The organism is Pseudomonas sp. 9.2(2024) (assembly GCF_039695385.1).
GTDB classification, from domain to species: domain Bacteria; phylum Pseudomonadota; class Gammaproteobacteria; order Pseudomonadales; family Pseudomonadaceae; genus Aquipseudomonas; species Aquipseudomonas paraglycinae.
Window position 1 is genome coordinate 5,406,739 of the sequence record NZ_CP155585.1, and the last position, 19,499, is coordinate 5,426,237.

Annotated in this window: 23 protein-coding genes; 11 read left to right on the plus strand and 12 right to left on the minus strand. The window is 60.6% G+C overall.

Features of this window, described 5'->3' with window-relative positions; all coding sequences use genetic code 11:
- Positions 1-28: 28 nt before the first annotated feature.
- Complete coding sequence (locus tag ABFB52_RS24320; protein ID WP_129973057.1) at positions 29-847, minus strand: M48 family metallopeptidase; 819 nt, start codon at positions 845-847, stop codon at positions 29-31.
- 263 nt (positions 848-1,110) lie between these two features.
- Here ABFB52_RS24320 and ABFB52_RS24325 point away from each other — a divergent pair, with 263 nt between their 5' ends.
- On the plus strand, positions 1,111-3,252 hold the full coding sequence (locus ABFB52_RS24325; protein WP_129973058.1) for a methyl-accepting chemotaxis protein: 2,142 nt from the start codon (positions 1,111-1,113) through the stop codon (positions 3,250-3,252).
- A gap of 201 nt (positions 3,253-3,453) precedes the next feature.
- Here ABFB52_RS24325 and ABFB52_RS24330 read toward each other — a convergent pair whose 3' ends face one another.
- From ABFB52_RS24330 to ABFB52_RS24340, 3 genes are read right to left on the minus strand one after another with little or no spacing between them, the layout of a single operon-like run.
- Positions 3,454-4,077 carry an SOS response-associated peptidase gene (locus ABFB52_RS24330; protein ID WP_127799865.1) on the minus strand — a complete coding sequence of 208 codons (624 nt, stop codon included), beginning with the start codon at positions 4,075-4,077 and terminating at the stop codon, positions 3,454-3,456.
- Between the two features lie 37 nt (positions 4,078-4,114).
- Positions 4,115-4,375, minus strand: coding sequence for a DUF2007 domain-containing protein (locus ABFB52_RS24335; protein ID WP_011335895.1), 261 nt, complete (start codon positions 4,373-4,375; stop codon positions 4,115-4,117).
- A gap of 9 nt (positions 4,376-4,384) precedes the next feature.
- Positions 4,385-4,567, minus strand: coding sequence for a CPXCG motif-containing cysteine-rich protein (locus ABFB52_RS24340; protein WP_007951671.1), 183 nt, complete (start codon positions 4,565-4,567; stop codon positions 4,385-4,387).
- Between the two features lie 140 nt (positions 4,568-4,707).
- Here ABFB52_RS24340 and ABFB52_RS24345 point away from each other — a divergent pair, with 140 nt between their 5' ends.
- Positions 4,708-5,871: a 1-acyl-sn-glycerol-3-phosphate acyltransferase gene (locus ABFB52_RS24345; RefSeq protein WP_170929378.1), complete on the plus strand. Its 1,164-nt coding sequence runs from the start codon at positions 4,708-4,710 to the stop codon at positions 5,869-5,871.
- A gap of 49 nt (positions 5,872-5,920) precedes the next feature.
- On the opposite strand, the gene ABFB52_RS24350 is transcribed toward ABFB52_RS24345, so the two are convergent.
- On the minus strand, positions 5,921-6,199 hold the full coding sequence (locus ABFB52_RS24350; RefSeq protein ID WP_011335898.1) for a hypothetical protein: 279 nt from the start codon (positions 6,197-6,199) through the stop codon (positions 5,921-5,923).
- Between the two features lie 193 nt (positions 6,200-6,392).
- Between ABFB52_RS24350 and ABFB52_RS24355 the strand changes: the two genes are divergently transcribed.
- Positions 6,393-6,599, plus strand: coding sequence for a hypothetical protein (locus ABFB52_RS24355; protein ID WP_129973059.1), 207 nt, complete (start codon positions 6,393-6,395; stop codon positions 6,597-6,599).
- 55 nt (positions 6,600-6,654) lie between these two features.
- Here the strand turns inward: ABFB52_RS24355 and ABFB52_RS24360 are convergent, their stop codons facing one another.
- The gene (locus ABFB52_RS24360) at positions 6,655-7,239 is read right to left on the minus strand and encodes a YajG family lipoprotein (protein ID WP_007951676.1); all 585 of its coding nucleotides are present in this window, start codon (positions 7,237-7,239) and stop codon (positions 6,655-6,657) included.
- A gap of 190 nt (positions 7,240-7,429) precedes the next feature.
- Here ABFB52_RS24360 and ABFB52_RS24365 point away from each other — a divergent pair, with 190 nt between their 5' ends.
- The gene (locus ABFB52_RS24365; RefSeq protein WP_039766297.1) at positions 7,430-7,663 is read left to right on the plus strand and encodes a hypothetical protein; all 234 of its coding nucleotides are present in this window, start codon (positions 7,430-7,432) and stop codon (positions 7,661-7,663) included.
- A 700-nt stretch (positions 7,664-8,363) separates the two neighbouring features.
- Positions 8,364-9,872, plus strand: a complete 1,509-nt coding sequence (mqo, locus tag ABFB52_RS24370) for a malate dehydrogenase (quinone) (protein WP_102687540.1) — start codon at positions 8,364-8,366, stop codon at positions 9,870-9,872.
- A 75-nt stretch (positions 9,873-9,947) separates the two neighbouring features.
- Here mqo and ABFB52_RS24375 read toward each other — a convergent pair whose 3' ends face one another.
- The 4 genes from ABFB52_RS24375 to ABFB52_RS24390 form a co-directional block, all read right to left on the minus strand.
- Positions 9,948-10,235 carry a PA4642 family protein gene (locus ABFB52_RS24375; protein WP_007951679.1) on the minus strand — a complete coding sequence of 96 codons (288 nt, stop codon included), beginning with the start codon at positions 10,233-10,235 and terminating at the stop codon, positions 9,948-9,950.
- A 63-nt stretch (positions 10,236-10,298) separates the two neighbouring features.
- Positions 10,299-10,778, minus strand: coding sequence for a hypothetical protein (locus ABFB52_RS24380; protein WP_085745374.1), 480 nt, complete (start codon positions 10,776-10,778; stop codon positions 10,299-10,301).
- A 114-nt stretch (positions 10,779-10,892) separates the two neighbouring features.
- Complete coding sequence (locus tag ABFB52_RS24385) at positions 10,893-11,366, minus strand: WbuC family cupin fold metalloprotein (RefSeq protein WP_085745375.1); 474 nt, start codon at positions 11,364-11,366, stop codon at positions 10,893-10,895.
- A gap of 3 nt (positions 11,367-11,369) precedes the next feature.
- Positions 11,370-11,927 carry a hypoxanthine-guanine phosphoribosyltransferase gene (locus tag ABFB52_RS24390; RefSeq protein WP_007951681.1) on the minus strand — a complete coding sequence of 186 codons (558 nt, stop codon included), beginning with the start codon at positions 11,925-11,927 and terminating at the stop codon, positions 11,370-11,372.
- A gap of 165 nt (positions 11,928-12,092) precedes the next feature.
- On the opposite strand from ABFB52_RS24390, the gene upp reads away from it, so the two are divergent.
- Together upp and ABFB52_RS24400 are read left to right on the plus strand one after the other, a co-directional pair.
- A complete protein-coding gene (upp, locus tag ABFB52_RS24395; protein WP_007951682.1) occupies positions 12,093-12,731 on the plus strand; it encodes a uracil phosphoribosyltransferase in 639 nt (212 codons plus the stop codon).
- Between the two features lie 2 nt (positions 12,732-12,733).
- On the plus strand, positions 12,734-14,008 hold the full coding sequence (locus ABFB52_RS24400) for a uracil-xanthine permease family protein (protein ID WP_007951684.1): 1,275 nt from the start codon (positions 12,734-12,736) through the stop codon (positions 14,006-14,008).
- Between the two features lie 132 nt (positions 14,009-14,140).
- On the opposite strand, the gene hemH is transcribed toward ABFB52_RS24400, so the two are convergent.
- Complete coding sequence (gene hemH / locus ABFB52_RS24405) at positions 14,141-15,166, minus strand: ferrochelatase (RefSeq protein WP_129973060.1); 1,026 nt, start codon at positions 15,164-15,166, stop codon at positions 14,141-14,143.
- 13 nt (positions 15,167-15,179) lie between these two features.
- Complete coding sequence (locus tag ABFB52_RS24410; protein WP_129973061.1) at positions 15,180-16,082, minus strand: TIGR01777 family oxidoreductase; 903 nt, start codon at positions 16,080-16,082, stop codon at positions 15,180-15,182.
- 197 nt (positions 16,083-16,279) lie between these two features.
- Between ABFB52_RS24410 and ABFB52_RS24415 the strand changes: the two genes are divergently transcribed.
- The 4 genes from ABFB52_RS24415 (at position 16,280) to ABFB52_RS24430 (ending at position 19,494) form a co-directional block, all read left to right on the plus strand.
- Entirely contained in the window at positions 16,280-17,266 is a 987-nt protein-coding gene (locus tag ABFB52_RS24415) for an FAD-dependent oxidoreductase (protein ID WP_085745378.1), read from the plus strand.
- Positions 17,263-17,478 carry a TIGR02450 family Trp-rich protein gene (locus ABFB52_RS24420; RefSeq protein ID WP_129973062.1) on the plus strand — a complete coding sequence of 72 codons (216 nt, stop codon included), beginning with the start codon at positions 17,263-17,265 and terminating at the stop codon, positions 17,476-17,478. Before ABFB52_RS24415 ends, ABFB52_RS24420 begins: the two co-directional genes overlap by 4 nt.
- A gap of 112 nt (positions 17,479-17,590) precedes the next feature.
- A complete protein-coding gene (locus ABFB52_RS24425) occupies positions 17,591-18,553 on the plus strand; it encodes a DUF523 and DUF1722 domain-containing protein (protein WP_085745380.1) in 963 nt (320 codons plus the stop codon).
- Entirely contained in the window at positions 18,553-19,494 is a 942-nt protein-coding gene (locus ABFB52_RS24430) for a MerR family transcriptional regulator (RefSeq protein WP_102716915.1), read from the plus strand. The genes ABFB52_RS24425 and ABFB52_RS24430 overlap by 1 nt, the downstream gene beginning before the upstream one ends.
- Positions 19,495-19,499 lie beyond the last annotated feature (5 nt).

The following is a 19,499-nucleotide window of genomic DNA, read 5'->3' on the forward strand; positions in this document are numbered from 1 at the left end:
CGCACCGAGTGCGGGAGCGATCATGGTTTCAGGACTTGGGCGCTTTCTCGTAAAGCGGCATGACCTTCGGAATTGCCGCTTCCAGCGAAGCGATCCGGCTGGACGACGCCGGGTGAGTGCTCATGAACTCCGGAGGGGCCCCTTCGGATGCCTTGCTCATCTTGTTCCACAACGTGATGGCGGCGTTCGGGTTGTAGCCGGCACGAGCTGCCAGTTCCAGACCGATCAGGTCAGCCTCGTTTTCGTTGGCGCGGCTGTTGGGCAGCGTCATGCCGTAGTTGGCCACAGTGTCGGCCAGCGCCAGGCTGTCCTGACCCAGGCCGAGCAACGCACCGGCACCCTGCTTGGCCATTTCGATGCCATAGGCCTTGGACATGGCTTCACGACCATGCTCGCGCAGGGCGTGGGCGATTTCATGACCCATGACCGCGGCGATTTCATCGTCGGTAAGTTTCAGGCTGTCGATCAGCCCGGTGTAGAAAATGATCTTGCCGCCAGGACCGCAGTTGGCGTTGAGCTCGTCACTCTTGATCAGATTCACTTCCCATTTCCACTGCGCCGAATCCGGACGGAAATTCGGTGCTTGGGCGATCAGCCGGTTGGCGATGGCCTGAATGCGTTTGGCATCGTTGCTGGTCTTGTCCAGCACGCCTTTGGTGGACGCCTCGCCCACGGTCTTCTGGTAGGACTGGGCATACATCTGGTCGACCTCTTGCGAGGACAGCATGCTGAACATGTACTGCTTGCGCTCCACGCCCACGGCACCGCCGCTGGTGGTGTTGACCGACTGACAACCGGCCAGCAACAGCGCTGCGCTCAGTGCACTTACAACCAATGTCTTGTTCATTCAAAAGCTCCCTGAAAACCTGTCGCGTATCCTAGGCGGGTAATTGTATCGACGCCAGATACAATGGACGTGTTGCATCTACTTTCAGAAAACTCCCGCCAGACCTGTAGGAAAAAATTCACATCCGCCACCAGGCCCGCTGCAACTGCGTCGCGCACTGATCCATTTGCGACATTGCGCTGCAATTACTCCCCCTTTACCTCATGGCGCAATAGTGGCTGCCGATACAGCAGCGCAGACGTCCTCTCGCGTGCGGAGCTCCCATGAAGTTCAAGTCGATCCAGTTTTCCGTAGCCGCCCTGGCCGGCGCCATCGTACTCAGCGTAGTCGCCGCGCTGGTGCTGTACGCGCTGTTCTCCGGTGCCCGCACCCAGGAAATGGTCCAGCAACGGACCCAGGCCCAGTTCGAGCAAGTCATCGAACAGCGCCTGACCTCGCTGGCACAAACCCAGGTCAGCCAGATCCAGCGCGAACTGGAAGCGCCGCTTCTGATTGCCGGTGGGCTGGTGCGCGTCAACGCCCTGCTCGGCACGCCGGGCGCCGATGGCCAGCCGCGACTGACCGTCAGCCGTGAGCAACTGATCAGCCTGATCAAGGAAAACGTCGAGAAGAACCCGAAGATTCTCGGCACCTACATCGGTTGGGAAAAGAACGCACTCGACCACAACGATTCGGCCTACGTCGGCACCAGCGTGGTCGGTATCGACGCCGCCAACGGGCGTTTCCTGCCGTGGTGGTTCCGCAACGACGATGGCACCCTCGGTCTGGACAAACTGGTGGACGTCGACGACCAGAAAGTCCTGTCCACCGGCGTGCGCGCCAGCGAGTACTACCTGTGCTCGAAGGAAACCAAAAAATCCTGCGTGATCGATCCGGCCCCGTACAAGGTCGGCGACAAGATCGTCATGCTCGCCTCCTTTATTGAACCGATCATGCTCAACGGCGCGTTCCAGGGCATCGTCGGCGCCGACCTGTCGGTGAACTTCATCCAGGAAATGCTCCTGGGCGCCAACCAGAAACTGTACAGCGGCGCCGGACAGATGGCCCTGATCGGCGGCAACGGCCGGATCGTCGCCTACACCAAGGACCCGAGCAAATTCGGCGAGAAGGTCAGCGACATCCTCGACGCCCAACAGATTGCCAACATGGCCAATCTCAAGCGCGGCGAAGTGACGTACACCGTCAATAAAGAGCAAGGCCGGATCGAGTTGTACCTGCCGTTCGGCATCGGCCAGACCGACGCGCGCTGGACGCTGATGCTGCAACTGCCGCTCGACGCGGTGATGGCCGACCTGCAAAAGCTGCAAGGTGACCTCGACGCCCAGCGCAAATCCGACACCTTCGGCATGGCCATGGTCGGTCTGATCATTGCCGGTCTCGGCTTGCTGGTGATCTGGCTGGTGGGCCACGGCATCGCCCGTCCGCTGAAGCAAATGGTGACCATGCTCGATGACATCGCCCAGGGCGAAGGTGATCTGACCCGTCGTTTGACCAGTGATCGCAATGACGAACTCGGTTCAATCGCCAAAGGCTTCAATACCTTCCTCGCCAAATTGCAGGGGATGATCACGCAGGTAGTGTCGTCGGTACAGAGCGTCAGCGATTCCTCGGAGCACACGGCCGACATCGCGATCCGGACCAATATCGGCATACAGAAACAGATGGCCGAGATCGATCAGGTCGCCACCGCCGTGCAGGAAATGACCGCCACCGCGCAGGACGTGGCGCGCAACGCGACCCAAGCGGCACAAGCCGCCAGCCACGCCGATCAGGCCGCCAGTCAGGGCATGCAGATCGTGCGCGACACGTCGAATTCGATCGGCGTGCTGGCCGTAGAAATCGGCAAGGCCGTGGACGTGGTGCAGAACCTGGCCAAGGACAGCGAAAACATCAACGCGATCCTGATCGCCATTCGCGGAATCGCCGAGCAGACCAACCTGCTGGCCCTCAACGCGGCGATCGAAGCGGCCCGCGCCGGTGAACAAGGACGCGGTTTTGCGGTGGTGGCCGATGAAGTGCGCAACCTGGCGCAGAAAACCCAGAAGGCCACCGAAGAAATCCAGAGCATGATCCAGCAACTGCAACAGGGCACCCGCGATGTGGTGCGGGTCATGGAAGACAGCCAGAATCGTACCGACGAAAGCGTGCAGCACGCGGCCAAGGCAGCCGAGGCGCTGGAGACCATTACTCAGGCGGTATCGGTGATCAACGACATGAACACCCAGATCGCCAGCGCCGCCGAAGAACAGAGCGCGGTGGCCGATGACATCAACCGCAACGTGATCAATATCGGTCAGGTGGCCAATGAAGTGGCCGGTGGCGCGGATGAGTCGAGTTCGGCGAGTGCCGATCTGACCAAACTGGCGGAGCAGCAGCGGCGGTTGATCAACCAGTTCAAGGTTTAAGAGCCACCCCCTCACCCCAGCCCTCTCCCGGAGGGAGAGGGAGCCGACCGAGCTGTCTTCCGTCATACATCGACCTGGTAATTAGTGTCGATTATGGATTCAGCAAAGAACTTTCAAGTCGGTGTATTACTGCAATATCTCTCGGTCAGTCCCCTCTCCCTCCGGGAGAGGGTTAGGGTGAGGGGGGCTCTTGATCTGCTGCTAGGCCGGAGTCAGACACTCCGGCCCGTTGAGCTTCGGATCATTGACCAGATTCGCCAGCACCCGCTCGCGCAAGGCAGCGGGCTCGCTGGCGAGCAAACCTTGCAGGACATGCAGCGGCGTCTCGGGATCAAGCCATGCCGCCTGCCCCGCCTCATCGAGAATCAACGGCCGGCGCTGACTGGCCGCTGACTGAGTGATCACCGCCGTGCTCAGCCACACCTGTTCCTGCACCGGATACGCTTCCCAGATCGCCGCAAAAAACAACGACGCCCCTTCCCCCGGTGTCAGCCAGTACGGCCGCTTGCGTACGTTGCCGCGCCATTCGTAAAAACCGTTGGCCGGCAGCAGGCAGCGGCGCAGGCGCAGGGCTTCGCGGAACATCGGCTGTTCGGCAACGGTTTCGGCCCTGGCATGGGCCGGGGTGCGCGACATGTCGGTCAGCCATGGCGGTGTCAGCCCCCAACGGGCACGGGCCAGCGTGCGCTGGCCGTCGGGTTCGGCGCGTAGCATCAACACCGAATCGTTGGGGGAAATGTTCCACTGCGCCTGCTGATCGGCAGGAAAACCGGGCAGGTTCGCGAAATCGCGGTTCCAGCGAAACAGGGCATAACGTCCACACATGGGGGCAGCACGACTCACAAATAAAACGAACGCCAGCCTAACAGACCAGCGTCCCGGGATAACTGTCCGGTTCATCGCCGGGCAGCGGCAGCGCGGCATTGTACGCACTGATCAGCTCGCGGGCGTATTCGGCCTGGTCGTTATCGACCGACAGGCCCAGCAGTCCGAAGATCGGCAACTCCCCCGTGCCGCCCAGCAGATCGCGCCCGACCAGATGCGCCTCGATGCCCTCGCTGGCGAGCATGCCCTTGAGCATCTCGCCTTCCATCAGGTTTTCCGGCTCGTAGATTCGCTGCATGGGCGCGCCTCACTCGTTTTCGCTGAAGACTTCCAGAAACCAGTCCTCTCCATGGACCTGCAACACAAAGGTGATCGGCCGACAGCACACCTGACAGTCTTCAATATAGGTCTGGTCGCCACCGGAGAGATCCACGGTCGTCTCGACCTCTTCACCACAATACGGACATTCATATACTGCGCTTTCCAGCATCGCGGTCTCCCGGGTGACTTGTGCGTATAATCGCCGGTCTTTGCAGGGCTATTTTTGTCTGGCTACTTTTTCAGACCGTGCCCCGTTGGTTTTCGATCAAAACCTTTACTTACCCTAGCCGTTTCCAACAAGAGAGCATGATGGGCGAATTCGATGCCATCCGACCTTACGACGACAGCGAAGTACCTGCGGTACTGGCGCGACTGCTCGGCGACAAGGCGTTTCTAGATATCCTCACCCACTTCCGCTTCCCGCGTTTTGCCGGTGCCTTCGGCTGGATGCTCAAACCACTTATAGCCCATCGGCTGCGTCGTGAGTTTGCCGACGTGACCTCCGTGGCCACTTTGCAGGACAAGGTCGAGTTCTACGTCGACCACACCATCGAGCGCGCCACCGACGGCGTGACCTACACCGGTGTCGAGCAGTTCAAGTCCGGCAGCGCTTATCTGTTCATCGCCAACCACCGCGACATCGTGATGGACCCGGCCTTCGTCAACTACGCCGTGTACCACGCCGGCCTGCCGACCCCGCGCATCGCGATTGGCGACAACCTGCTGCAAAAGCCGTTCGTCAGCGACCTGATGCGCTTGAACAAGAGCTTCATCGTGCATCGCTCGATCACCGGGCGCCGCGAGAAAATGGCCGCTTACCAACTGCTGTCGGCCTACATCAACCACTCGATCCGCAATGACTGCGCCTCGATCTGGATCGCCCAGGCCGAAGGCCGCGCGAAGGATGGCGACGACCGTACCGAGTCGGCGATCCTCAAGATGTTCCACATGAGCCGCAAGGACGAGCCGTTCGGCGAAGTCATTCAGTCGCTGAACCTGACCCCGGTGTCGATCAGCTACGAATACGATCCGTGCGACCAGGCCAAGGCCCGCGAGCTGTACATCCGCGCCACCACCGGCACCTACAGCAAGGCACCGGGCGAGGATGACGTGAGCATTGCCAAGGGCATCACCGGCTACAAGGGCCGGGTGCACGTGAACTTCGCCGCGCCGATCACCGAGCTGTTCGAGGACACCAAGCAATTGGCGGTCGAGATGGACAAGCAGATTCTCGGTGGCTACCGGTTGTTCCCGGTGCACTACCTGGCGTACGCGCAGTGGGCCGATGCCGATCCCCAGCTGAACGTACCGAAGGCTGCCGAGGTGTTTGGCGCCGAAGAACTGGCCAAGGCCCAGGAAGAATGGCAGAACCGTCTGGACGCCTGCCCCGAGGAGCATCGTCCGTATCTGGTGCTGCAATATGCGACGCCGGTGCGCAATCAGTACCGGGTCAAGGCTGGCCTGCCGCTGTAAGCGGTTTCGGCAAGAGACAAAAACGGCGCCTTCGGGCGCCGTTCTTCGTTCAGAAGCGGGTACTGATCCAGGACACCAGCAATGCCAGGCCCAGGCAGGCAAAACCGAAGCGGTAGAAGAAGCGGTTCATGCGCAGGGTCGCCCAATCCAGCACCGGTTCCTGATCCGGCTGACTCTGACGCTGGGCCGCGATACTGGCCATCGCCCGTTGTTCACGGCGGCGGGTCGCGTGCAGCAGCCAACTGCCGGGGAAGGCCAGCAAAAGGGCCAGCAGGTTGATCAGTTTGGCGGGATGGGCGGTAAACAGCGTCATCAAGTGCAGCGACATCACAGACCTCAATCTAAACCGGTATGGCGAACGCCAGACCGACGACCGCGGCGCGGATTCTACCGAAACCCTCCCCGACTGCCCTAGCCTTTGCGACAAATAACCCCTCAATCGACCGATGGCTGTCCTGTGTCACGGCATCGTCATTTGTTTCAGTCACCCTGCGCGCCTCGAAACCGACACGGAACGCGACATGCTTCACGCTGAAAACCAGGATCGCCTGTACCTCATCTCCCCGTCCGACGAACAGCAGACCCTCGTCGGCAGCCTGGCCTTCAATGTTCAGGACCGTCACTGGCTGGTGTATTGCGCCCTCGGCGGGCACCAGCATGCGGACTTGCCCGAGACTGATTTGCTGACTGGTGTCAGCATCCTCGACTTCTATTCGCAAGCTGCCTGAACGAAAAAGCCCGGAACCATCACTGGCCCCGGGCTTTTTCACATCAACCGAAAAATTATTCGGCGAGGACCTGACCCACGGTCGGATCCTTGAACAGACGGGTCAGCGCATCGCTCAGCACATCGCTGACCAGTTTGGTGTTGGTTTCCTGGTTCGGCGCCATGCCGAAACGCTGGTCCAGCGAGGCACCGTAACGGCCGCTGTAGCGACGGTTGGCGTTCTGCACGTCGGAGCGGAAGGTCGCACCGATGGTGGCTTCAGTCACGTACATGCCTTCCTTCGGCGACTGGTATTTCAGTTCGGCCAGGGTCACGGTCAGTTGCGGTGCATTGGGCGCGTTGTTGGTCGGGGTGAACCCGAGCAGACGCACGGCGGCTTCAGCCTGGGCCTGCAGCTTCGGCAGGATCTGCTCGCGCTGCACGGTGATGGCGCTGGTTTCCGGGTACAGGCCGCCACGGGTGCCGAGAGTTGGCGACGGACGACCGTCGACCACGCGGACCACGACAGGCTGACCATGGCCGACCGGTGCCAGCTGAGTGGTCAGCTTCGGTTCCGGGCTCAGTTGTTGCGGGCTGTGGGCGCAGCCAACCAGGGTCAAACTGGTCACAGTGATCAAACCGAACAACAGGCGTTGCAACATGCTCTTCTCTCCAGAATCAGGCACAGACAGGCCGGCAGTATAGCGGTGGGCCACTGTGGGTCACCAGCACTGAAATGTCAGACAAAACCCGCTGCCGGCGGTTCCTGTCACAGATTCTTCACCCCCCATACACGTGCGCGTCACGGCCCTTTGCCAATCTTCCTCACAGATCCCCAAAAGGAACACTGCCATGCGCTATCTGATCTCGTTGTTCGCCCCACGCCCGCTGCACCGCAGCTTCGCCCTGCTCGACCGCAACGGCCATTGCCAGGCCTTCAAGCAATGCAGCCTGCAACCGATGGGTGACGGCTGGGTCGAAATCGAGGAAATCCGCCTCAACTGGTTGCACCAGCCACTCCCCGCCAGCGCCCGGGTCGAACAGCAGCGCCCACGCGCACGTGCTCAGGCGATGTTGAGCATCTGACCGGATGCCTAATAAAAGTCATTAAACTCGACCAACTCCCCGCATTTCTTCGATACAATCTCCCCCCGATTATAAGGACGTCTCCTGATCGGGCCCCGCAACAGCGTCAATGCGCTTGCATTGGCATCCAAATCGCCCACAGAGAGCCGCCCACACAGATCGAGTGAAGCTGGCGTGCTTGCTGTTTCCCTGGCAAATCCCGCTTTTCGCGAATCTGCAGAGCTGTCATGACGCTCGGCCACTGAGTTGTTTGCCCCCTCGGGCACGGTGCCAGCCCCGGACAGCCCTTTTTGAGGTTCACGTCTTCAAAAGAGCGTGAAAAAAACGGGTTTTCACAACTTCACAAGAGTGTGGCGAGCAAATGAATAGTTTTGCGTCTGAACATGCACCATTAGCGTCTGAAACAGCCCAACGACACAGGAACGGGAACGCCTCGAATACCGGAGCCTGAAGCCTGTCCGCTACGGATTTGGTTGCACAAACGGATGTCTCGACCATAAGTCGAATTGCCAGCCCCGTGCCGAAATGAGTTCATAGGACTCTTGAAGCCAGGCCGCACGCATCCGTCGAAGTTGCGAAAAATTGCGAAGATTCGGACATGGCACACCTGACCAAGGATACCCGGGGCTCAACTGACCTGCCCTGGACGCCTGGCAGCCATGCCGACAATTTGGTGCTGCAGATTTTGGAGACGCGTTAAATGGCGCATAACGAAGCAGTCGACGTAGTTCTGGTTGGGGCCGGCATCATGAGTGCCACCCTCGCAGTACTGCTCAAGGAACTCGACCCGGCGATCAAGCTGGAAGTCGTCGAGCTGATGGATTCCGGTGCCGCGGAGAGTTCCAACCCCTGGAACAACGCCGGTACCGGCCACGCCGGCCTGTGCGAGCTGAACTACACGCCACAGGCTGCCGACGGCACCGTCGACATCAAGAAAGCCGTGCACATCAACACCCAGTTCGAGGTGTCGAAGCAGTTCTGGTCGTACCTGACCAAGAAAGGCACGTTCGGCTCGTGCAAATCCTTCATCAGCCCGGTGCCGCACCTGAGTTACGTCGAGGGTGAGAAAGGCGTGTCGTTCCTCAAGGAACGTTTCAATACGCTGCGCAAGCACCACGCCTTCGCCGACATGGAATACACCGAAGACAAGGCGAAGATGACCGAGTGGATGCCGCTGATGATGCCGGGTCGTCCGAAAGACCAGGTGCTCGCCGCCACCCGCGTGATCAACGGCACCGACGTCAACTTCGGCGCCCTGACCAATCAGTTGCTCAAGCACCTGACCAGCGCACCCGATGCCCAGGTCAAGTACTGCAAGCGCGTGACCGGCCTCAAGCGTAACGGCAACGGCTGGACCGTCAGCATCAAGGACGTCAACAGCGGCAGCAGCCGTGAAGTCGACGCCAAGTTCGTATTCCTCGGCGCCGGTGGCGCGGCCTTGCCGCTGCTGCAAGCCTCGGGCATCGAAGAAAGCAAAGGCTTCGGCGGCTTCCCGATCAGCGGCCAGTGGCTGCGTTGCGACAACCCGGAAGTGGTCAAGCATCACCAGGCCAAGGTTTACAGCCAGGCCGCCGTCGGTTCTCCACCGATGTCCGTGCCGCACCTGGACACCCGCGTGGTCGACGGCAAGAAATCCCTGCTGTTCGGGCCATACGCCGGCTTCACCACCAAGTTCCTCAAGCATGGCTCCTTCATGGACTTGCCGCTGTCGGTTCGCGCCGGCAACATCGGGCCGATGCTGGCCGTGGCGAAAAACAACATGGACCTGACCAAGTACCTGGTCAGCGAAGTGATGCAGTCGATGGAACAGCGCCTGGAATCCCTGCGCCGTTTCTACCCCGAGGCGAAAGCCGAAGACTGGCGCCTCGAAGTGGCCGGCCAACGGGTGCAGATCATCAAGAAAGACCCGAAAAAAGGCGGCATCCTGCAGTTCGGTACCGAACTGGTGGCTGCGAAGGACGGCTCCCTCGCCGCCCTGCTCGGCGCTTCGCCGGGTGCTTCGGTGACCGTTTCGATCATGCTGGAACTGATCGAGAAGTGCTTCCCGGCCAAGGCCAAGGGTGAGTGGGCTGCCAAACTGGCGGAAATCTTCCCGGCCCGTGAAAAGGTCCTGGAAACCGACGCTGCGCTGTATCGCAAGATCAACACGCAGAACAACGTCGCGCTGGAACTGGTTGAAGCCAGCAACGAGACCGAAAGCTACGCCTGATTCGGCTCCATGAAAAACGCCCCGCACTCGGTGAGTGCGGGGCGTTTTTTTATGCCTGTGGAAAACTTCGGGCGATCAGCCGCGTGCTTTCTCGATCAGCTCGATGTATTCCGGGGCGTTGCGCTGATCGCGGATCTGGTCGACGAAGGTCTTGCCGTGCTCGTCCTTGCCGTCCACGTCATAACCGGCTGCAACGAAGAACGTCAGAAAACGCTCGAAATCGTCGATGCGCAGGCCACGGTAAGCCTTGACCAGTTTGTGCAGCGACGGCGAGGTGGCGTCGACCGGCTCAAAATCGAGGAACAGCTTGATCTGCTCATCGCCGATCTCGTCACCAATCACTTGCTTCTTATCTTTACGCATTGCCGACTCCAGCTCGCAGACATTTCACGGGGCGGGCAGTTTACCCCTGCGCAGGCACAAGGCTCAACGCGAGCGCGTGCTGCCGGTGTGCAAATCGGCCCAGATGTGGCCATTGGCATAGGTCAGGAACTGGCAATACACGGTGTCGTTGCGCAACAGATCGATCACCACCCGGTACTGGGCCAGCGGGTAGAAGAGCGTCAGGGTCTTGCTCTTGTCGTCATAAATCGGTTTTTTCAGGCTTTTGCTTTCGCCATCGAAGTTGACCAGCACCTGATTGATCGTCGCGCCCTTGTTCAGGGATTTGCCCTTGAGGCGGATCATCAATGGCGAGGTCACCGGGATCGGCTGTTGGTTGGACTGGCGCTGGGCCCCCACGACCACGGAATAATCGGTGACCTGCAACAGTTGCTGCTGCTCGGGTTCGGCATCGCGCAGGGTCAGGTCGTCCGGCGGCAGGAATTGACTGTGCATCGGGGCGGCGGCCAGGGGCAGGCTGAGGGTCAGCAACAGGGCGGCGCAGCTGCGGATCAAGAGGCTCATGACAGGCTCCGGGGGGCGGGGCCGAGCACTCTAGCACGGGTTTTACAGGGTTCTGTAAAGCAAAAGGCGCAAGCTTCACCTACGGACGCTTGCGCCTTTTCATTGCGGATTCGCTCAGTCGAATTGCGCGCGCATCCAGGCCTGATACTCCGCAACCCCGGCCTCGCCTTCGCGTGGGGCCCAGTGCGCAAGCTCGCCCTCTCCAACCGGACGATAGGGCCCAGCCTTGCACTCGAACATCAGACTGTCGGCTTCCAGAACGACCAGACCGTGGAATACCCCGACTGGCAGATCCACCCCAAGGCACTCGCCACCGGCCTGCAATACCTGCTTTTTCACCACCGCACCGGTTTCGTCAAAGATCAGCAAACCGAGCTTTCCTTTGAGTACCAGCAAGGTTTCCGCCTTGTTGTCACCCAAATGACGGTGTGGCGGAATGTAGGTGCAAGGTTGCAGCCCTACCGCCATGCGGTGGCAGGCCTCCTCCATCTGATGGAAGTTGTGGTGCTGACGCCCGCGAGGACTGGCCGCGGCTTTCTCGGCCAACTCGGCAAACAGCGTTTGATCAAGAAAGCCCGGCGTGTTCATTGATTACATTCCCTTGACGGCAAAAATTCCGTTGGCGTTGCGCCAGTAACCTTTGTAGTCCATGCCGTAGCCGAAGATGTAACGGTCGATGCACGGCAGACCGACGAAGTCGGCTTTGAGGTCAGGGCGAGCCTTGCGGTCGTGGTCCTTGTCGATCAGCACAGCGGTGTGCACTTTACGTGCGCCGGCGTGACGGCAGAAGTCGATGATCGCGCCCAGGGTGTGACCTTCGTCAAGGATGTCGTCGATGATCAGCACGTCGCGGTCGATGAACGAGACTTCCGGCTTGGCTTTCCAGAACAGGTCGCCGCCGCTGGTTTCGTTGCGATAGCGGGTGGCGTGCAGGTAGGACGCTTCCAGCGGAAACTGCAGATGGGTCAGCAGTTTGCCGGAAAAAATCAGACCACCGTTCATCACGCAGAACACCACCGGGTTGCTGTCGGCCAGTTGTTCGTTGATTTGTGCACCGACGCGGGCAATGGCAGCCTCGACTTCAGCTTCGGTGTACAGGCAGTCAGCCTCTCGCATGATTTGACGGATATGCTCGAGATCAGCGGACATGGCGCTCTCCAGGGGGGACGGATTTCGGAAAAGCGGGCAAAGGTACGCATCAACCGGGGCCGAATCAAGCATTTGTGGACTAACGTACTGTATGTCCTATAGGACATCACCCTCGGATAGATTAATCTAGGCCGGTTTTTTTGCCCGCCGCCGGAGCCTTTCCCCATGTCCATCCAAGAGATCCGCCATCCGCTGATCCGTCACAAACTTGGCCTTATGCGCCGTGCAGACATCAGCACCAAGAATTTCCGCGAACTCGCGCAGGAAGTCGGTGCCCTGTTGACCTATGAAGCGACCAAAGACCTGCCGCTGGAAACCTACGATATCGAAGGTTGGTGCGGCACCGTGTCGGTCGAGAAAATCGCCGGCAAGAAGATTACCGTCGTGCCGATCCTGCGTGCCGGCATCGGCATGCTCGAAGGCGTGCTGAGCCTGATCCCGGGTGCCAAGGTCAGCGCCGTCGGCGTTGCCCGTAACGAAGAAACCCTGCAGGCCCACACCTATCTGGAAAAACTGGTTCCGGAAATCGACGAACGCCTGGCAATGATCATCGACCCGATGCTCGCCACCGGCAGCTCCATGGTTGCGACCATCGACCTGCTGAAGAAGGCCGGTTGCAAGGACATCCGCGCGATGGTGCTGGTTGCCGCGCCGGAAGGCATTGCCGCTGTCGAGAAAGCTCACCCGGACGTGATCATCTACACCGCGTCCATCGATCAGAAACTCAACGAGCACGGTTACATCATTCCTGGGCTTGGCGATGCCGGTGACAAGATCTTCGGCACCAAGCAGAAGGACGCGTAAGCATGCAGCAAGAGTTCAACGATCCGCTCTGGCGCACGGTACTGTCCGGCGCACAGATGCTGTTCGTGGCTTTCGGCGCCCTGGTGCTGATGCCACTGATCACGGGCCTGGACCCGAACGTGGCACTGTTTACCGCAGGTCTTGGGACAATTCTGTTCCAGATCGTCACCGGGCGTCAGGTGCCGGTGTTCCTGGCGTCGAGCTTCGCCTTCATCACCCCGATCATTCTCGCCAAGGGCCAGTTCGGCCTCGCCGCGACCATGGGCGGCGTGATGGCGGCCGGTTTCGTCTACACCTTCCTCGGCCTGGCCGTGAAGATCAAAGGCACCGGGTTCATTGACCGTCTGCTGCCGCCAGTCGTAATTGGCCCGGTGATCATCTCCATTGGCCTGGCCATGGCGCCGATTGCCGCAAACATGGCGATGGGCAAGGCCGGTGACGGTTCCGAGCTGATCCATTACCAGACCGCGATGATGATTTCGATGCCGGCACTGCTGACCACGTTGATCGTGGCGGTGTTCGGCAAAGGCATCTTCCGTCTGGTGCCGATCATTTCCGGCGTGCTCGTGGGTTTCGCCATGTCCTTCTATTTCGGTGTCGTCGACACCGCTAAGATTGCGGCGGCCCCATGGTTTGCGCTTCCTCATTTCACCGCGCCGGAGTTCAACTGGCAGGCGATCCTGTTCATCGTCCCGGTAGCATTGGCCCCGGCGATCGAGCACATCGGCGGCGTGATTGCGGTCGGCAGCGTGACCGGTCGCGACTACCTGAAGAAACCAGGCCTGCATCGCACCCTGCTCGGTGACGGCATCGCCACCACCGCAGCCGGCCTGTTCGGCGGTCCACCCAACACGACCTACGCGGAAGTCACCGGCGCGGTGATGCTGACCAAGAACTACAACCCGAAAATCATGACCTGGGCGGCGATCTTCGCCATCACTCTGGCGTTCATCGGCAAGTTCGGCGCCCTGCTGCAAAGCATTCCGGTGCCGGTGATGGGCGGGATTCTGTGCCTGTTGTTCGGTTCGATCGCGGCGGTGGGGATGAACACCCTGATCCGTCACAAGATCGACCTGGGCGAGGCGCGCAACCTGGTGATCGTGTCGGTGACCCTGGTGTTCGGGATTGGCGGTGTGCTGGTCGGCACCGGCACCGGCCCGGACGACTTCGGCCTCAAAGGCATCGCGCTGTGCGCGGTGGTGGCGATTGCGCTGAACCTGATCCTGCCGGGCAATGACAGCTGGAAGCACAAGAAGGCGGATGAGCCGCTGATCTAAGCCTTGGCTTCAAGATCGTTCCCACGCGGATCACCCCACACTGATCGTTCCCACGCTCTGCGTGGGAATGCCTCTGGGGACGCTCCGCGTCCAGTGACGCGGAGCGTGGGAACGATCAATCATCGACGATCATCAAAGGGCCAGTGGCGCCCGTTCACACAGCGTTGCCAACGCCTTCGCCCATTGCGGGTCGTCATTCAGGCACGGCACCAGCATCAACTCCTCTCCCCCCGCTTCGCAGAACTGTTCCTTGCCGCGATCGCCGATCTCTTCCAGGGTCTCGATGCAATCGGCAACAAACGCCGGGCACATCACCAGAATCTTCTTCACGCCGTTTTTGGCCAGCTCATCCAGCCGCGCTTCGGTGTAGGGTTCGATCCACTTCGCCCGGCCCAGCCGCGACTGAAACGACACCGACCACTTGCCGTCCGGTAGCCCCATGCGCTCAGCGAACAGCGCCGCTGTGCGCAGGCATTGGGCGCGATAACAGGTGGCCATTACGGCCGCCGAGGCGTTCTTGCAGCAATCTTCATTTTTGAAGCAATGATTGCCGGTCGGGTCGAGCTTGGTCAGATGCCGTTCCGGCAAACCGTGGAAGCTCAGCAACAGGTGATCGTAATCCTGCTGCAAGTGCGGCTTGGCGCTCGCCACCAGCGCGTCGAGGTATTCCGGCTGATCGTAGAACGGTTGCAACACCGACAGCTGCACATCGAGCTTTTTCTCACGCACCACACGCTTGGCTTCTTCAATCACCGTGGTGGTGGTGCTGTCGGCGAACTGTGGATAAAGCGGCGCGAGGGTAATGCGTTTATGCCCCGCCGCAACCAGTTTCAGCAGGCTTGTCTCGATCGACGGCTCGCCGTAACGCATGGCCAGCTCAACCGGACCGTGAGTCCACTGCGCCTTCATCTGCTGTTGCAGGCGACGACTGAGCACCACCAGCGGCGAACCTTCGTCCCACCAGATCGAAGCGTAGGCATGGGCCGACTGCTCCGGGCGCTTGATCAGGATCAGCGACACCAGCAGCCGCCGCACCGGCCACGGCAGGTCGATCACGTACGGGTCCATCAGGAATTGATTGAGGTAGCGGCGCACGTCGGCCACCGAAGTGGAGGCCGGCGAACCCAGGTTGACCAGAAGCAAGGCGTGATCGGTCATGCAACGTCCTATTTCAGAGGCGGCCGGAAAGATCGTCCAGGGCCGCGCGTAAATCCGTGAACCGGAAAGTGAATCCCGCTTCCAGCAAGCGTTTCGGCGTGGCCCGTTGGCCACCCAGCAACAGCAATGACATCTCGCCGAGCCCGACCTTCAACGCGAGGGCCGGCATCGGCATGAACGCCGGGCGGTGCAGCACGCTGCCCAGCGTCTTGGCGAATTCGCGATTGCGCACAGGTTTCGGCGCGCACGCATTATAAGGACCGCTCGCCTGATTGCGGTGCAGAAGAAAATCAATCAGGGCGATTTGGTCATCGATATGAATCCACGGCATCCACTGCCGACCATTGCCCAAAGGCCCGCCCAGCCCAAGCTTGAACGGCAGCAGCAGGCGCGACAAAAAGCCGCCCTCGGCCGACAGCACCAGCCCGGTGCGCACCAGCACCACACGAATATCCATCGCTTCGGCGCGTTGCGCGGTTTCCTCCCAGGCGATGCACAACTGGCTGGCGAAATCGTCGATCACCGGCGGCGAGTCTTCGGTCAACTCGCGCTCGCCGCCGTCACCGTACCAACCCACGGCCGAACCCGAGATCAGCAGCGACGGTTTCTGCCCGCGATGTTCCAGCCACGCCAGTAACGATTCGGTCAGCGTAATCCGGCTGCTCCACAACAATGCCTTTCGCCGATGGGTCCACGGCCGGTCGGCAATCGGCGCGCCGGCGAGGTTAACGATCACGTCGACCGGCTCCTCGCCAAGTTCCTCCAGACGCGCAATACCACGCACCTGGTCGCCACAGATTTTCGCGACTTTTTCCGGACGACGACTCCAGACCGTCAGGCGATGACCCTGCCCGGACCAGTGCCGGCAAAGCTGACGTCCGATCAATCCAGTACCGCCGGTCAGCAATATGTGCATGACTTCTACCTCGCGTGGCGTTTTACCCCGATCACTAGTCTATTTTTATAAACAGGGATCTTTTCTATCGGGCAGGCTCTATTGTTTAACCATAGGCCAAGCTGTCAGAACCAGAACGCTGGAAGTTATACCAAAAAACAGAATTGTACAGGTTTCATCCACGGCGTAGTCTGTACAGAAAGGTAAACGAGGCCCCTATGACTGTACCTATCGCAATCATTGGCACCGGCATCGCCGGACTCTCCGCCGCCCAGGCCCTGACGGATGCCGGGCATACCGTTCAGTTGTTCGATAAAAGCCGCGGCAGCGGCGGGCGCATGTCGAGCAAGCGCAGCGACGCCGGCTCGCTGGACATGGGCGCGCAATACTTCACCGCCCGTGACCGGCGCTTCGTGACCGAAGTCCAGCGCTGGCAAAGCAAAGGCTGGGTCGCCGAATGGGCACCGCAGCTCTACACCTTTCATGGCGGGCAATTGAACCTGTCGCCGGACGAACAGACCCGCTGGGTCGGCACGCCACGCATGAGCGCCATCACCCGAGGCCTGCTCGACGGACTGGAAGTGCAGTTCGCCTGCCGGATCACCGAGGTCTATCGCGGTGAAGAACACTGGCACCTGCAGGACGCCGAAGGCTTCACCCACGGGCCGTTCAGCCACGTCGTGATCGCCACGCCGGCGCCTCAGGCCACCGCCCTGCTGGCCGCCGCGCCGAAACTCGCCGGTGCCGCCGCCGGGGTAAAAATGGATCCGACCTGGGCGGTCGCCCTCGCCTTCGACACGCCGCTGGATACGCCGATCGAAGGCTGCTTCGTCCAGGACAGCGCCCTCGACTGGCTGGCCCGCAACCGCAGCAAACCGGGACGCGACACCACGTGCGACACCTGGGTCCTGCACGCCACCAGTGCCTGGAGCCGGCAGCACATCGACTTGCCCAAGGAAGCGGTGATCGAACAATTGCACGGCGCCTTCGCCGAATTGCTGCACAGCGCCATGCCGGCCCCGACCTTCAGCCTCGCCCACCGCTGGCTCTATGCCCGGCCGGCCAGCAGTCATGAATGGGGCACCCTGGCCGATGCCGATCTGGGCCTTTACGCCTGTGGCGACTGGTGCCTGTCGGGTCGGGTCGAAGGGGCGTGGCTCAGTGGTCAGGAGGCTGCAAGACGCTTGCACGAACACCTGCAGTGAACCGCATCAATCCGCGCAAATTGCTGCTGTCGAAATGGACAGCAGCCCACCCGAAAAACCGTGAAAAGCATTTTCTGGTGACCGAACTGTTACGCGACGAAGAAGGTACGGTGCTGGCGATCGAATTGCAGGCGGTGCTGACCCGGCGTACCGAGCAATGCGACTGGCAGGTCCTGCAGGATGACTCACGCTGGAAAATGGGCTGGCGCTAAAAACCTCAAAAAAACTTATACAAACAATTTGACTTGTACACCCATGAATCTATGCTGAAGGCATGTTGTACAGATCAGTTTGTCTGTACAGGTTTAGATTCGAGGTTGCTGCATGTCCGACTCATCGACGTCCCTACCGAAAATCGCCATCAGCGCCTGCCTGATGGGCGCCGAGGTCCGCTACAACGGCGGACACAAGGAATCGCGGCTGTGCAGCCGCACCCTGGCCGAGCATTTTGAATTCGTTCCCGTCTGTCCTGAAGTAGCGATCGGTCTGGGAATTCCCCGCGAGCCGATTCGACTTGTGGGCGACCCGGCCAAGCCTGAAGCGGTCGGCACCGTCAATCCGTCGATTAACGTCACCCAGCCACTGGCCGCTTACGGCGAGAAAATGGCGGGGGAACTCAGTGACATCTGCGGCTACATCTTCATGCAGCAATCGCCCTCCTGCGGTCTGGAGCGCGTGAAGGTCTACCACGCCAACGGTGCACCGGTGAATGGTGGCGGGCGTGGCATTTACGCCGAGGCGTTCTGTGCGCAGCATCCGGATCTGCCGGTGGAGGAAGCCGGGCGCCTGAACGATCCGGTGCTGCGGGAAAACTTCATCACCCGCGTGCTCGCCTACCGCGAATGGCAGCAGGTGCTCGAGCAGGGCTTGAGCCGCCGTGCACTGACCGAATTTCACTCGCGCTACAAATACCTGCTGATGGCCCACAACCCGGTGCAATACAAGACGCTGGGCAATCTGCTGGGCAACATGGGCCAGACAGCGCCGGACGAGCTCGGCCCGCGCTATTTCAGTGAACTGATGGCGGCGCTGAAAAAATGCGCCACCCGCCGCACCCACAGTAATGTCCTGCAGCACATCAGTGGCTACCTGAAACAGGTCATCACCCCCGAAGACAAACAGGAAGTGCAACACATCATCGGCCAGTACCGGCACGGCATCGTGCCGCTGGTGGTGCCGCTGACGCTGCTCAAGCATCATTTTCGCCTCCACCCGGATCCCTACATCGCGCAGCAGGTGTACCTGCAACCGCATCCGGAAAACCTCAGCCTGCGAAACGCCATTTGATGAACGACTCACCCGACACCAGCGCCCGTGAAGACCTCGGCGCCGACTTCAAGAAAGCCCTCGACGAAGGCTGGCTGCCGATCCGCGAAGTCGCGCGCCAGACCGGCGTGAATGCCGTGACCCTGCGCGCCTGGGAAAGACGCTACGGGCTGATCGTTCCGCAGCGCACACCCAAGGGTCATCGTCTGTACAGCGCCGACCATGTGCAGCGCATCCAGAACATCCTCACCTGGCTCAACCGCGGCGTGGCGGTCAGCCAGGTCAAACCGCTGCTCGACACGGCACAGGCGTTAAACGAACCGGTTGAAGACGAATGGCATCCGCTGCGCCAGGCTGCTCTGCTGGCGGTCACTCACCTGAACGAGCGCAGCCTCGACGACAGCATCAACCAGGCGATGGCGTTGTATCCGCCGCGCACACTTTGCGAGCAATTGCTGCTGCCGCTGCTGAGCGATCTCGAACAGCGCTGGCAGGGCCAGTTCGGCGCGCAGATGGAGCGCGTGTTCTTTTTTGCCTGGTTACGCAGCAAATTCGGCGCACGCATCTACCATAACAACCGTCAGTTGCGCACCGCGCCGCTGCTGCTGATCAATCACTCGGATTTACCGCTGGAGCCGCACCTTTGGCTCTGCGCCTGGCTGATCAGCAGCGCCGATTGCCCGGTGCAGGTGTTCGACTGGCCGCTGCCGGCCGGAGAGCTGGCACTGGCAACCGATACCCTGCAAGCCCGTGGCGTACTGCTGTATTCCAGCAAAGCCCTGAACCTTGCGCAGCTACCGAAACTGTTGAATGGCGTCAGCTGCCCGAAACTGATTGCCGGACCCACGGTGTGCATTCACCACGCCGAGTTGTCCGCAAAGACTTCCGATTTCGCTGATCTGCTCCTGGCCGAAGACCCTCTTTCGGCGCATCGGGTGCTCATTCAGCGTGGATTGATTTAATGATT